Origin of the sequence: Mesorhizobium sp. Cs1321R2N1, assembly GCF_037179725.1 — a bacterium.
Classification (GTDB): domain Bacteria; phylum Pseudomonadota; class Alphaproteobacteria; order Rhizobiales; family Rhizobiaceae; genus Mesorhizobium; species Mesorhizobium salmacidum.
This window is the reverse complement of record NZ_JAPYKP010000012.1, coordinates 1-13,924: the sequence shown is the minus strand read 5'-3', so window position 1 is coordinate 13,924 and position 13,924 is coordinate 1. Positions and strand designations below refer to the sequence as shown.

Here is a 13,924-nt window from a genome sequence, read left to right as displayed (position 1 = left end):
GCCTCACCTACAGTGACTTGTCACGCGCTCAACCGGAAGCGCGTGACGTCGATCGCGGCGTTCATCAGCGTCTGTGTATAAGGCGCTTGCGGATTGCTGAAGATGGCCTCGGTCGGCCCCTCCTCGACGATCTTGCCCTGCTTCATGACGATGATGTAGTCGGCCATGGCGCGCACCACCGCGAGATCGTGGCTGATGAACAGGTAAGACAGTTCGTGGTCGGCCTGGAGCTTGCGCAGCAGTTCCACGATCTGTTTCTGCACCGAGCGATCGAGCGCCGAGGTGGGCTCGTCCAGCACGACCATCTTCGGCTTCAGGATCATAGCGCGGGCAATGGCGATGCGTTGCCGTTGTCCGCCGGAAAATTCGTGCGGGTAGCGGTTGCGGGCGTTGGGGTCGAGACCGACTTCGCGCAGGGCCTCGACCGCGCGCTGGTCGCGCTGCTTTCCCGAAAGGTTCGGCTCATGCACCAGCAGCCCTTCGGTGATGACCTGGCCGACGGTCATGCGCGGCGACAGCGAGCCGAAGGGATCCTGGAAGACGAGCTGCATCTGGCGCCGCAGCGGTCGCATCTGCTGCCGGTTGGCAGTGGAAATGTCGCGATCGCCGAACCGAATGAGCCCATCGCTCGGCAAAAGCCGCAGCAAGGCGCGGCCGAGCGTCGATTTGCCCGAGCCGGATTCGCCGACGATGCCGATGGTCTGGTTGCGTTGCAACCGGATCGAGATGTGATCGACAGCCCGCAGCATCAGCGGTTCGCCGGCGAAAAACCCGCCACCGATCCTGAATGTGACTTCGACATTCCTGCCCTCGAGCACCACGGGCGCATTGGCGGGCGGAGGTGCCTTGGTTCCCGTCGGCTCGGCCGCCAGCAGCATCTTGGTGTAGGCATGCTGCGGGTTGGCGAAGATCGCTTCCGCCTCCCCTTCCTCGACGACCTCCCCCTGGCGCATGACATAGACCCGGTCGGCGAAGCGGCGGACGATGCCGAGGTCGTGGGTGATGAAGACGATCGCCATGCCAAGCTTGCGCTGCAACTCGGCCAGCAGCATCAGGATCTGCGCCTGGATGGTCACGTCGAGCGCCGTCGTCGGCTCGTCGGCGATCAGGATGTCGGGGTCGTTGGCGAGCGCCATGGCGATCATCACGCGCTGGCGCTGGCCGCCGGACATTTCGTGCGGATAAGATTTCATCCGCCGTTCCGGATCGGGAATATGGACGAGCCGCAGCAGCTTGAGCGCCTCATCATGCGCCTCCGTGGCGCTCAGGCCCCGATGCCGGCGGATCGGCTCGATCAGCTGGTTGCCGATCGAATAGAGCGGATCGAGCGAGGTCATCGGCTCCTGGAAGATCATGCTGATCTTGCGGCCGCGGACCTTGTTCAGCTCGGATTTGCTCAGCGTCAAAAGGTTGCGGCCGCGATAGTCGACACTGCCCGACGCCTCGCCATTGGAGGCCAGCAGGCTCATCGCCGCCATCATCGTCTGGCTCTTGCCGGAGCCGGACTCGCCGACGACTGCGACGGTTTCGCCCGCATTCACGTGGATGTTGATACCCTTGACCGCTTCGACCGCACCGTCGAGCGTGCGAAAGCGGACGCGGAGGTCCTTGACGCTGAGGATCGTTTCGGGCGTGGCCATGTCAGCGTTCCCCATCTTTATCGATCCCTTGGGTCGAGCGCGTCGCGCAGGCCATCGCCGACGAAGTTCAGGGCGAACAGCGTGGAGACGAGGAAGAAGGCGGGAAACAGGAGCAGCCAGTTGGCGGTGCCGATGTTCTTGGCGCCAACCGAGATCAACACGCCCCAGCTGGTCATCGGCTCCTGGATGCCAAGGCCGAGGAACGACAGGAAGCTCTCCAGGATGATGACCTGCGGCACCAGCAGCGTCATGTAGATCACCACGGGGCCAAGCAGGTTGGGGATGACATGGCGCAGCAGGATGCCGCGCTGGCCGATGCCCATGGCTTCCGCCGCCTGGACATATTCCTGCCGGCGGATCGACAGCGCCTGGCCCCGTACAATGCGCGCCATGTCGAGCCACAGCACGGCACCGACCGCCAGGAACATCAGCACGAAGTTGCGGCCGAAGAACACCACCAGCATGATGACGAAGAAGATGAACGGCAAGGAATAGAGCACGTCGACGATGCGCATCATCACCTCGTCGACCTTGCCGCCGGAAAAGCCGGCGGCGGCACCATAAATCACACCAATCACCACCGCCACGATGCCCGCGAGCAGGCCGATGGCAAGCGAGATGCGCCCGGCCATCAGCGTGCGCGACAAGAGATCGCGGCCAGTGTTGTCGGTTCCGAACAGGAAATACTGCTGCTTGACCGATGCGCTCATCGTCACTTCGAGGCCTTCGGTCGACTTGCTCTCGATCTTGGTGTCGTCGAAGGCATCGGAACGGTCGAGGTAGCGGATGTTGCGGTCGTCGATCGGCTTGGCCGACTTGACCGTGACGAAGACCTTATTGCCCTCCTGGTGCCACTCCTTGATGTCGACGCGCATGCGTTTGATCGCTTCGGTGAGCGCCGTCTCGATCATATCGGGTTTCGGGTAGGCCGACAGGCTTGGCGGCATGCGCACGTAGTCGGCGTAGATGGTCGTGTATTGATGCGGCACGAACCACGGGCCAAAGACGCTGACGACCCCGATCAGAACGAGGTAGTAGAGGCTGAACATGGCGGCGCGGTTGGCCTTGAGGCGCGCCCAGGCATCACCCCAAAGCGAGCGACCGACGATGGCGGGAGCGGTGGCTGCGATGTCAGTCATAGCGCACCCTCGGGTCGACGATCGCGTACATGACATCGACGATCAGGTTGAAGACGATGGTGAAAATGGCGATCACCACCACCGTTCCCATCACCAAAGTGTAATCGCGATTGAGCGCGGCATCGACGAAATAGCGGCCAACGCCCGGAATGGAGAAGATCGTCTCGACGATGACCGAGCCGGTCAGCAGTGCCGCCGCCGCCGGGCCGGTGAAGGAGACGATAGGCAGGATGGCGCCGCGCAAGGCGTGCTTGACCACCACCGACCAGTCGGAGAGGCCGAGCGCTCGCGCCGTTCGGATATGATGGGATCGCAGCGACTCGATCATCGAGCCGCGCATCAGGCGGGCGACGATGGCGATCTGCGGCAAGGCGAGCGTCAGCACCGGACCTACCTTGTTGATGAAAGCGCCATCGCCCCATCCCCCGATCGGCAACAGCCTCCAGGTCAGCCCGAACAGGAGCTGGATCACCGGCGCGATGACGAAGGTGGGGATGGTGCTGCCGGCGGTCGCCAGCGCAATCACCGTATAGTCGCCAAGCTTGTTCTGGTTGAGCGCGGCAATGGTGCCGAGCACGCTGCCGAGCAGCAGCGCCAGGATCAGCGCCGAGGCACCGAGTTGGACGGAAATGGGCAGGCCCTTGGCAAACAGTTCGGTGACGGTGAAATCCGGCATGTTGTAGCTCGGGCCGAAATTGCCGCGCAGCAGATTGCCGAGATAGTGGACATATTGCAGCCAGAGCGGATCGTTGAGACCGAACTGGGCTTCAAGATTGGCCTTGATCTCGGGGCTAAGTCCCCGCTCCTGGTTGAATGGACCGCCCGGCGCGACGCGCATCAGGAAGAACGCCATCGTCACGATGACGAACAGCGTCGGGATGGCGGTCAAAAGCCGCCGGAATACGTATCGCAGCATCGGTGCCCCGCTTGATCTGGAGCACGCCCGTCCACCCGGACGATTGCGCTCCAGCCTTCAAATCTTCGCACCGAACTTTCCGAAAATCGATTCCGCTTCCCGGGCCGATGCGATGGCAAACCAGCGCCGCCGCGCATTCAGTTGCGCGGCGGCTTGGCCAGGGATCAGTCCTTGCTGACGAAGCGTGACGGATGCACGTCCATCACATTGTCGACGAAGCCATGCAGCTTCGAGGAAACGATGTCGTGGTAGCTGTAGTAGAGGAGCGGGATCTGGCCGACATCGTCGATCAGGATGCGCTCGGCGGCGGAGAGGTCCTTCATGCGCTCTTCAGGCTTGCCGCCGGCGGCCGCGGCCTTGTCCATTGCCGCTTCGTATTGCGGACTGTTGTAGTTCGAATAGTTGTTGCCGCTGGCCTTGCGCGTGATGCCGAGGAAGGTTTCCGGATCCTTGTAGTCGGCAATCCAGGCGGCACGCGCCACGTCATAGTCGCCCTTCTGCTCGAGGAAGGAGTAGTGGGTCTTGGTGTCGGTGTTGAGCAGCGTGACGTCGACGCCAAGCGGCTTCAACTGTTCCTGGATCGCCACAGCGGTGTTCTTGTGGTTTTCCGAGGTGTTGTAGCGGATCTCCATCTTGAGCGGATGCTCGGGCGTGTAGCCAAGCTTCTCAAGGATTTTCTTGGCCGCGTCCTCGCGGTCGATCTGCGGCATGTCGGCGTATTTGGCCATTGCGGGCGTGTAGCCCTCGATGCCGGGAGGCACCATTGAATAGCCGGGCAGCATAGAGTTCTGCCAGACCTTTTCAGCGATGAAGTCACGGTCGATCGCCATCGAGATGGCGTTGCGCAGCTCGGGGTTGTTCCACGGCGCCTTGTCGGTCTTGATCGCATAATAGTAGGTGCCGAGATACGGCCCGACATGGATCTGGTCGCCGAACTTGGTCTTGAGGTCGGCGAGCTGTTCGGTCGGCAGATCGTCATAGCTATCGAGTTCGCCGGCCTCGAAGCGCTTCATAGCCGATGAACGATCCTCGGTCGGAATGTAGTTGACGATGTCGAACTTGACGGTCGCGGCGTCCCAGAATTTCGGATTCTTGACCAGTTTCATGTGGTCGTTGGGAACCCATTCGGCCAGCGTATAGGCGCCGTTCGAAACCAGATTGCCGGGCTTGATCCAGTCGGCGCCGAGCTTTTCAATCGAGGCCTTGCTGACCGGATAAGTCGCCTGATGGGTCAGCATCTCCAGGAAGTACGGCGTCGGTGCCTTCAGAGTCACTTCCAGGGTGTTGGCGTCGATCGCCTTGACGCCCATGTCCTCCGGCTTGCCCTTCTTGGTGTTGACGTCCTCCGCACCCTTCACCGGATAGAGCATCGAGGCGTATTCCGCGCCGGTCGCCGGATCCTCGAGCCGGTGGAAGGCGTAGACGAAGTCGTCCGCCGTCACCGGGCTGCCATCCGACCACTTGCCGTCCTTGCGCAGCTTGAAGGTGTAGACGGTGCCGTCATCCGACACCGTCCAGCTTTCGGCGGCGCCCGGAATGAGGTTCGCCTTCTCATCTTGCATGACCAGTCCCTGGAACAGGTCACGCAGCACGTTGGCTTCATAGACGGTCGAGGTCTTGTGTGGATCGACCGATTCCGATTCAGCGGCGGTGCCCCTGTTATAGACGGTCTCGGCAAAGGCTGGCGTCAAGAACGTGCCGGCAGCCAAGGTCATGGTCGTGGCGAGTACCGTCGCCTTCAGCATGTTTTTCAGCATGAAGTTCTCCCTGTCGGCGCTGCCATCGGCGCGCCTTTGCGTGTTGACGCCCCGGAACCGATGTCTGGCTCCTTTGAGCGCGCCGCCGGTTCCCTCCGGCGGCTGGTGGCAGGAGACTAGACAGGAGGTAAGCTCTTTTCAACTGAGTACTGATTGACCCTAAGTCAATCCTCATTATCGCAGAAGAAACGGCTAAATTAGAAAGACCTTTCAATCGAGCACATCCCTTGGTTGCACCCGGAGTTTCCGCTTTCTGCATGCGAACTTGAGCATGCTGGTGCCATGGTCCACAACCTCATTTCCAAGGTCCGAAGGCGCCAGTTCCGAACAGACAATTCGGGAACTTCAGCGGTCGAGTTCGCACTGCTGTCGCCGCTTTTCATCCTTCTCTTGCTCGGAATGGTTGCCTACGGCATCTATTTTGGCGCCGCCAACTCGATCCAGCAAATCGCGGCCGACGCCGCCCGGACGGCTATCGCCGGAGTGAACCAGACCGAGCGGCAAACGCTCGTGGCCAGCTATCTCACCAACAACGCCGGCGGCTACCCTTTCGTGGACGTCAGCAAGCTGACCTACCAGGCCAATGACAGCGTGGCCGACGGAAGCCAGTTCGTGGTGTCCATCTCGTATGATGCCCGCAACCTGCCGATCTGGAATCTGTTCCCGGGCATAGCCATGCCAAGGACGACCATCAAGCGTCAGTCAACGATCAGGGTCGGAGGTATCTGAATGCTGCAGCGGGCGGGCAAGGGCATCGGCCGGCTTGCACGGTCGATGATGGGAGACAGGAAGGCGAACTTCGCCGTCATGACCGCATTGAGCGCGCCGGTCGCGCTGGCGCTGGCCGCGGTGGCGATAGACGAGGCCTCCATCTATACCGAGCGCCGGGAAGCCCAGGCGATGGTCGACCTGGCAGCGATCACCGCCGCCTCGAACATCAACAACGTCAACACAGCGGTCGTCACCACGCTCACCGACAACGGCATGCCGGGTGTCGTTGTTCAAGCTTCGGGCCAGACCATCCCAGCGGCCGCCGGAAAGACGGTGGTGACGGTCACGCGGGGCCGATATGCCTCGTCGACCGCCAATGTCAGCCAGCGCTTCCAGGCGGGCGTGACGCCTTACAATGCGGCGCGGGTGACTTTGGCGAAAATTCCCCAGCGCTACTTCGCAAGCTCGCTGATCCCCACTCCCGTCATCGACACCCAAGCCACTGCCAGCATGACGCCGCAGGCGACATTCTCGGTCGGGTCGAGATTGCTTAGCGTCAATGGCGGCATCCTCAACGCACTTTTGAGCGGACTTCTCGGCGGCAACATCTCGCTCAGCGTCATGGATTACAACGGGCTGATCTCGGCCGATGTCAGCGTGCTTTCCTTCATCAGTGCGCTCGGCACACAACTGAACATCACGGCCGGCACCTATTCCGACGTTCTGGCATCGAAGGCGACCGTCGGCCAGATCGCCACTGCCATGGCCAATGTTCCTGGCCTCGGCAATACCGCCAAGGTCGCCTTGCAGACCATCGCCTCCAAGTCGACCAGCACCGTCAAGATCCCACTCAGCGGACTTGTCGACCTTGGCTCCGTCGGCAGCCTGGGTCTCGGGCAACAGCCGTCCGGCCTTGGCGTGGACGCCAGCGCCATGGGGATGCTGACGGCGGCCGCCGTACTTGCAAACGGCACCAACCAGGCCGCGATCGATCTCGGCGCCACCATACCGGGGCTGCTTTCCACCAAGCTCAACATCGCCATCGGGGAGCCGATGCAATCCTCGCCCTGGCTGGCGGTCGATGGTATCGGCACTGTCGTGCGGACCGCCCAGACGCGCATCAAGCTGACGGCCTCCGTCGGTATCGGCACGCCCGGCCTGGCCGGCGGCATCAGCTTGCTGGCCGTCAATCTGCCGCTCAATGTGGAAGTCGCCTATGCCGAGGCCAAGTTGACCGACATCACCTGCCCGACAGGGCCGTCCAGCATCAGCGTTTCCATCGCCGCGCACCCCGGTATTGCCCAGTTGAACCTGGCCAACAGCAACAATCCTTCCGGCTTCGCCGATTTCAGCCAGCCGCAGACCTTCACGGACGCGGACATCGCGGATGTGAGCCTGAAGCTGCTGCTGATCAACATCCCGTTGATCCAGGTAATGGGTTCGGCCGCGACCGCGATCACCAACAACAGTCCCCAGACTCTGACCTTCAACGCGACCGACATCGCCAGCAAGACGGTGAAGACCGTTTCGACGCGAAACATCACGCAATCGCTCACCACGTCGCTGGTCAACAGCCTCTCGCTTTCGGTCAATCTGCTTGGTCTCGGGATCGATGTGACCACCCTGCTCGGAACGGTCAAACCAGCAGTGGTGGCCCTGCTCAACACTGTAACGGCGCCCGTGGACGACTTGCTCTACAATGTGCTGTCAGCCCTGGGCGTCGGTGTCGGCCAGGCCGACGTGCGCGTCACCGGCGCGACCTGCGGACGGGCAGTGCTCGTTCAGTAGGACCGCTTGGCCACAACCGAAGCGCCAATCAGTCGAGCCGACCGAGGAAGCAACCGAGAGCCGGCAGCGAGAGCGCGTTTTCCTCGACTGAAGCAGTGCCGCCCAGGACAGCCGCGACAGTTCCGATATCCTCAGGCAACGGCCAAGTCGCCGGCTCTCCGGCGAAATTGAAGACACAGAGCAGCCTCTCCCCACCACCCTCGCGGATGAAGGCGAGCACGTCGCCCTCGGTATCGAGAAGGCGGATCGAGCCGCCGACCAGTGCAGGATGCTGTTTGCGCAAGACGAGCGCCGAGCGGTAGGCCGACAGCACCGATTGCTCCTCGCCGTTCTGCACATCGACCGCGCGGGCGCGATGGCCTACCGGCACAGGCAGCCAGGGTTTCGCGGTGGAAAAGCCCGCATTGTCGGCGCCCGTCTCCCAGACCATCGGCGTGCGGCAGCCGTCCCTGCCCTTCACGCCGGGCCAGAAGCGGATGCCGACTGGGTCGCGCAGATCCTCATAGGCAAGCTCCGCCTCCTCAAGGCCGAGCTCCTCGCCCTGATAGAGGCAGATCGAGCCGCGCAAGCTGCTCAACAGCGTGATCGAGAATTTGGCCACCCGGTCGGGATCGCCACCCGGCCGCGTCCAGCGGCTGACATGGCGCACCACGTCATGGTTGGAAAACGCCCAGCAGACCCAGCCATCGGCAACCGCATTTTCGAAGGCCTCGACGCAGCCACGCACATGCGCTGCGGAGAATTGCGAGCCGAGCAGGTCGAAAGTGTAGCTCATCTGAAGCTTGTCGCCGCCGGAGGTGTAGGCGGCGAGCGTCTGCAAGGAGCGGCCTTCATCGCCGATCTCGCCGACGGCGGCGCGGCCCTCATACTCGTCCAGCAATGCCCGAAAGCGCCTGAGGAAATCGAGGTTTTCCGGCTGCGTCTTGTCGAACAGATGCTCCTGATAGAGGTAGGTGCTGGTCTCCGTATTGGTGCCGGCAACACTCGAAGCCAAGGGCGGATTGCTGCGCAGCCAGCGGTCGTGGACATAGTAATTGACCGTGTCGAGCCGGAAGCCGTCGACACCGCGCTCGAGCCAGAACCGCACCGTGTCCAGCAACGCGTCCTGGACCTCCGGATTGTGGAAATTGAGATCCGGCTGCGAGGCGAGGAAATTGTGCATGTAATATTGGCGGCGGGTCGCGTCCCACTCCCAGGATGGTCCCCCGAAGACCGACAGCCAATTGTTGGGCGCGCCGCCGTCCGGCCTGGCGTCGGCCCAGACGTACCAGTCGGCCTTGGCGTTGTCGCGGCTGGCGCGGCTTTCGATGAACCATTCGTGCTTGTCGGATGAATGCGACAGCACCTGATCGATAACGACTTTCAGGCCGAGCCTGTGCGCTTCGGCAACCAGTGCATCGAAATCCGCCAACGTGCCGAACATCGGGTCGACGTCGCGATAGTCGGATACATCATAGCCCATGTCGGCCATCGGCGACTTGAAGAAGGGCGACAGCCAGACAGCGTCGACGCCGAGCGAGGCGATATGAGCGAGCCGTGACGTGATGCCCTTGAGATCGCCGCTGCCGTCGCCGGTGGTGTCCTGGAAAGAGCGCGGATAGACCTGATAGATGACGCAGCCTCGCCACCATTCGGGCCTCTGCATGGCATTGTCGTCGGACATTTACGAACCCTTCCCGGCGCCACCGTTTCCGGTCCGGCCCTCGATCATGAAGTTGACGCCGCGACCCGGCAGCGGGCGTAGAAGGTCGATCGCCTGCGTCTTGATTGCCGCGCGCCAATGGAAGCCATCTCGCACTGGCAAGGTGAAGACGCATTGGCGGCGGTCGCCGTTGATCATGACGGCAAGACGGCCTCCCACGGCATCGCGCAACAGCATGACGAGGCGATGCCGGCTGGAGTCGTTCCAGTCGCTCTCGTTGAGCGGAGCGCCCGTCTCGGTCAGCCACGTGACATCGGGGATGTCGGAACCGTCAACCGCTTGCCCGGTCAGGAACCGCGTATCCGACAGTGCCGGCACCGCCTGGCGAAGTGCCGCGAGCACGGATGCGTAACGCTCCAGCGCCTGGTCGCGGGCTGCCCAGTCAAGCCAGGTGATGGCGTTGTCCTGCGCGTAGGCGTTGTTGTTGCCCTTCTGGGTGCGGCCGAACTCGTCGCCTGCGGTCAGCATTATGGTGCCGCGCGAGGCGAACAGCGTGGCGAGCAGTGCGCACTGGTCGTCGAAGCGCGCCTTGGTGATCGCCGCGTCGTCCGTCTCGCCTTCGGTGCCATTGTTCCAGGACAGGTTTTCGTTATGGCCGTCGCGGTTCTGCTCGCCATTGGCCCCGTTGTGCTTGCGCTCATAGGAGACGATATCGGCCAGCGTCATGCCGTCATGGGCGGCGATGAAGTTCACGCTGCGGCTTGCCTGCTCCCCCGCCCCGTTGAACGCGTCGGACGAACCGGCAAGGCGCGTGGCGAGAGCACCGACCATGCCGGCATCGCCGCGCCAGAAGCGTCTGACATCGTCGCGGTAGCGATCGTTCCACTCAAGGAACGGCGGCCGGAAATTGCCCAGTTGATAGCCGTTTGCCCCGATATCCCAAGGCTCGGCGATCAGCACCCGGTCGCGAAGCACCGGATCATGGGTGATGGCCCGGAGCAGCGGCGCTTCCGGGTCGAAGATACCATCGATCCGGCCCAGCACCGGAGCCAGATCGAAACGGAAGCCGTCGACGCCGGCCTGGCGCACGAAGTGACGGAGTGTGTCGAGCACCATTTCCCGCACCACCGGATGGTCGCAGGCGATCGTGTTGCCGGTGCCTGTGTCATTGACCAGCACGCCATCCGGCCGGTGCCGATAGTAGGCCTGGTTGTCGAGGCCGCGTAGCGAGAGCGTCGGCCCCAGCCTGTCGCTTTCGCCGGTATGGTTGAAGACGAGGTCGAGAATGGTGCCGATGCCGGCCCGGCGCAGCGCAGCGACTGTATCCTGCAATTCCGTCAGGCCGCCGGGCGCGAGGCGTGGGTCGAGCGCCATGAAGGTCACGGGATTGTAGCCCCAGGCGTTGCTTAAGCCCAGCGGCGGCAGATGTCGCTCGTCGATCGACGCCGTCACCGGCATCAGTTCGACAGCGGAGACACCGAGCCTTTGCAGATGCTCAATGATGGCTGGATGGGCAAGTGCGGCGATCGTACCGCGCTGTTCTTGGGGCACATCCGGGTGGAGCTTGGTGAAGGCGCGGACATTCAATTCGTAGATCAGGCCGCCCGGACGAAACAGCGGCGGCAGGATCGGTGGGGCCACGAGCAAGGCCTTGGCCACGGCCTTGGGCATCACCGACGCGGTGTCGGCGCCCTCATTGCGCCGCGCGGCGAGCCGCCAGTGATAGGCGTAGGGCCGGTCGATCTCGACGGCGTAAGGATCGGTCAGCAGCTTGTCGGGGTCGAACCACAGCCCACGCTCGGGTGCATAGTCGCCGTCGGCTCGCAGGCCATAGCGCGCGCCCAAGGCCAGGCCGGAGACGAAAAGCGCATGCATGCCGTCGCCATCCGGCGTCAGCTCCAGCCGATCGAGTTCGCGGTTTCCCTGCTCGTCGAAGATCGAAACCCAGAGGCGACGGGCCGACGAGGACCATGCGGCGAAGCGGATGCCTTCGCTGGTGATGGTGGCGCCGAGCGGCGTCATGCGCGCGCCTTCCCTTCTCCCCTTGTGGGGCCCGAAGGGCGGGCGAAACCGTTGGCTCGCCCCGGGGGTGGCTCGGCGCGCAGCGCCGAGCCGGATGAGGGGTGTTGGAAGGAATGAGGCGCCCGTGTTCTGGGCGCCGGTTTGCGCCAAGCTGGAGCACCCCTCATCCGTCCGAGCTTCGCTCGGCCACCTTCTCCCACAAGGGGAGAAGGGAAGGCCTCATCCACCACCCTCAAGTAATCACGCTGGGCTTGTTGCGGCCGGTGTGGCTCTTGATCCCGGCAATGTCGTCGGCGGCGGCGATGAGATCGGCGAGCGCCTCCTGCGTGTCGAGGTCGTGCCTCGCCTGGTCCGGCTCGTAGCGCTCGATATAGACGCGCAGGGTTGCGCCCGAAGTGCCGGTGCCCGAAAGCCGGAAGACGACGCGCGAGCCGCCTTCGAACAGCACCCTTATACCCTGGTGCTCGCTGGTCGAGCCGTCGACCGGGTCGTGATAGGCAAAATCGTCGGCCTTGGCGATCTTCAGGCCACGCACGCTGGTGCCCGGCAGCGAGCCTAGCTTGGCCCTGAGTTCGTCGACAAGCGCATTGGCGCGGTCGGTCTCGACCTCCTCATAGTCGTGCCGCGAATAGTAATTGCGCCCATAGGTCGCCCAATGTTCGGTGACGATCTGTTTGCAGCTTTCGCCGCGCGCGGCCAGGATGTTGAGCCACAGCAGCACGGCCCACAGACCGTCCTTTTCGCGGACATGGTTGGAGCCGGTGCCGGCACTTTCCTCGCCGCAGATGGTCGCCATGCCGGCGTCGAGCAGATTGCCGAAGAACTTCCAGCCAGTAGGCGTCTCGTAGATGCCGATACCGAGCTTGTGGGCGACGCGGTCGGCCGCACCGCTGGTCGGCATCGAGCGGGCAATGCCCTTCAGACCTTCCTTGTAGCCCGGCGCCAGGCGGGCATTGGCGGCGAGCATGGCGACCGAATCCGACGGGGTGACGAAAATGCCCTTGCCGATGATCAGATTGCGGTCGCCGTCACCATCGGAGGCGGCGCCGAAATCCGGCGCGTCCGGTCCCATCATCTCGTCATAGAGGTGCTTGGCATGAACAAGGTTGGGATCGGGGTGATGGCCGCCGAAATCCGGCAGCGGCTTGAAATTGCGGCAGGTGCCGTTCGGTGCGCCGAGGCGGTGTTCGAGGATTTCCTTGGCGTAGGGTCCGGTCACCGCATGCATGGCGTCGAAGCGCATGCGAAAGCCCGACTTGAACAGTTTGCGCAGCGCATCGAAATCGAACAGGCTCTCCATCAGCTCGGCATAGTCGGTGACCGGATCGATGATCTCGATGGTCATGCCGCCAGCCTTGACGGTCCCGACCGTATCGATGTCGATCGGATCGATGTCGGCGGTCTTGAAGCTCGAAATCGCCTTGGTCTTGGCAAAGATGGCGTCGGTCAGCTTTTCCGGCGCCGGGCCGCCATTGCCCGCATTGTACTTGATGCCGAAATCCTCGTGCGGGCCGCCAGGATTGTGGCTGGCCGACAGAATGATGCCGCCGAAGGTCTTGTATTTTCGGATGACATGCGAGGCCGCCGGCGTCGACAATATGCCGCCCTGCCCGACCATCACCTTGCCGAAACCGTTGGCGGCGGCCATGGCAATGGCCTTCTGGATGACCTCGCGGTTGTAGTAGCGGCCGTCGCCGCCGATCACCAGGGTCTTGCCGGCAAATCCGTCGAGCGCGTCGAAGATCGACTGGATGAAGTTCTCGGCATAGTGCTCCTGCTGGAACACTGGTACCTTCTTGCGCAGTCCCGACGTACCGGGCTTCTGGTCGGAATAGGGCTTGGTGGGGACGGTGCGTATCATGCTTCAGACAACCCTTTTCGAAAGCAGCAGGCGATAAAGTTCGACGTATTTTTCGGCGCTTCGGTCCCACGACAGATCGGTCTTCATGCCTTGGCGCTGGATGGTTTCGAAGCTTGCGGGACTGGCATGGGCATCGACCAGGCGGCGGATGGCGTGCAGCAGCGCGCCGCCATTGTTGGGAGCAAACTGGAACCCGGTCGCCACGCCCGCGGCCATTGCTGCTTCATTGGCATCGATGATGGTGTCGGCAAGGCCGCCAGTGCGCGCGACGACCGGCACGCAGCCATAGCGCAGGCCATAAAGCTGCGTCAGCCCGCAAGGCTCGAAGCGCGAAGGAATAACAATGGCGTCGCAGCCGCCCTGCATGATATGCGACAGCTGCTCATCATAGCCGACGACGACGCCGATGCGGCCGCGGTGGCGTGCGGCCGCGGCCAGCAGCGCGCCT

9 protein-coding genes and 1 pseudogene are annotated in these 13,924 nt (G+C 63.1%); 2 read left to right on the top strand and 8 right to left on the bottom strand.

The genetic code is table 11. The features are described from left to right. Nucleotides 1-20: 20 nt before the first annotated feature. From O7A61_RS05495 to O7A61_RS05480, 4 genes and pseudogenes are all read right to left on the bottom strand, one after another. Nucleotides 21-1,640: an ABC transporter ATP-binding protein gene (locus O7A61_RS05495; RefSeq protein WP_027144001.1), complete on the bottom strand. Its 1,620-nt coding sequence runs from the start codon at nucleotides 1,638-1,640 to the stop codon at nucleotides 21-23. A gap of 17 nt (nucleotides 1,641-1,657) precedes the next feature. Beyond that, nucleotides 1,658-2,779 (bottom strand): ABC transporter permease, encoded by a 1,122-nt coding sequence (locus O7A61_RS05490; RefSeq protein ID WP_337128892.1) that lies wholly within the window; start codon nucleotides 2,777-2,779, stop codon nucleotides 1,658-1,660. Continuing rightward, nucleotides 2,772-3,695 (bottom strand): ABC transporter permease subunit, encoded by a 924-nt coding sequence (locus tag O7A61_RS05485; protein WP_140508021.1) that lies wholly within the window; start codon nucleotides 3,693-3,695, stop codon nucleotides 2,772-2,774. Before O7A61_RS05485 ends, O7A61_RS05490 begins: the two co-directional genes overlap by 8 nt. A gap of 416 nt (nucleotides 3,696-4,111) precedes the next feature. Beyond that, nucleotides 4,112-5,257: pseudogene (locus tag O7A61_RS05480) on the bottom strand (peptide ABC transporter substrate-binding protein); the annotation flags it as partial. 477 nt (nucleotides 5,258-5,734) lie between these two features. On the opposite strand from O7A61_RS05480, the gene O7A61_RS05475 reads away from it, so the two are divergent. Further along, nucleotides 5,735-6,181: a TadE/TadG family type IV pilus assembly protein gene (locus O7A61_RS05475; RefSeq protein WP_337128936.1), complete on the top strand. Its 447-nt coding sequence runs from the start codon at nucleotides 5,735-5,737 to the stop codon at nucleotides 6,179-6,181. Next, the gene (locus tag O7A61_RS05470; protein WP_337128890.1) at nucleotides 6,182-7,951 is read left to right on the top strand and encodes a hypothetical protein; all 1,770 of its coding nucleotides are present in this window, start codon (nucleotides 6,182-6,184) and stop codon (nucleotides 7,949-7,951) included. 28 nt (nucleotides 7,952-7,979) lie between these two features. On the opposite strand, the gene bglA is transcribed toward O7A61_RS05470, so the two are convergent. From bglA to O7A61_RS05450, 4 genes are all read right to left on the bottom strand, one after another. Next, nucleotides 7,980-9,614 (bottom strand): beta-galactosidase BglA, encoded by a 1,635-nt coding sequence (gene bglA, locus O7A61_RS05465; RefSeq protein WP_337128889.1) that lies wholly within the window; start codon nucleotides 9,612-9,614, stop codon nucleotides 7,980-7,982. Then, entirely contained in the window at nucleotides 9,615-11,615 is a 2,001-nt protein-coding gene (gene glgX / locus O7A61_RS05460; RefSeq protein ID WP_337128888.1) for a glycogen debranching protein GlgX, read from the bottom strand. It lies immediately after the preceding gene. Between the two features lie 232 nt (nucleotides 11,616-11,847). Continuing rightward, nucleotides 11,848-13,476, bottom strand: coding sequence for an alpha-D-glucose phosphate-specific phosphoglucomutase (locus O7A61_RS05455; protein ID WP_337128887.1), 1,629 nt, complete (start codon nucleotides 13,474-13,476; stop codon nucleotides 11,848-11,850). A gap of 3 nt (nucleotides 13,477-13,479) precedes the next feature. Then, the coding region (locus O7A61_RS05450) for a glycosyltransferase (RefSeq protein WP_337128886.1) at nucleotides 13,480-13,924 on the bottom strand (445 nt) is incomplete at its 5' end.